At 59.5% G+C, this 264-nt stretch carries 1 pseudogene; it reads right to left on the reverse strand.

The features are described from left to right. Positions 1–264 (reverse strand): annotated as a pseudogene (locus AAEZ10_RS27470) (DNA mismatch repair protein MutS); the annotation flags it as partial.

Genomic DNA, 264 nt, shown 5'->3' on the forward strand with positions numbered 1-264 from the left:
TCGAGCAAGGCTTCGTAGAGCATCTTTTCCCGCGCCAGGGCGCGGCTTTTGGCCGACAGCGCCTTGTCTTCGAACGCTTTGAGCTCGGGGGTGATAAAACGCTCGGCGCCTTTGAGGGTCTGGCGACGTTGATAATCGATAGGCGCCGACTCGGCCTGTTTGCTCGGCAGCTCAATAAAGTAGCCATGCACGCGGTTGTAGCCGACTTTCAGGTTAGCCAGGCCGGTGCGGGCTTTTTCGCGGGCTTCCAGGTCGATCAGGAAC

Origin of the sequence: Pseudomonas sp. H26/SER47-MNA-CIBAN-0231 (assembly GCF_040310465.1) — a bacterium.
Classification (GTDB): Bacteria; Pseudomonadota; Gammaproteobacteria; order Pseudomonadales; family Pseudomonadaceae; genus Aquipseudomonas; species Aquipseudomonas atacamensis.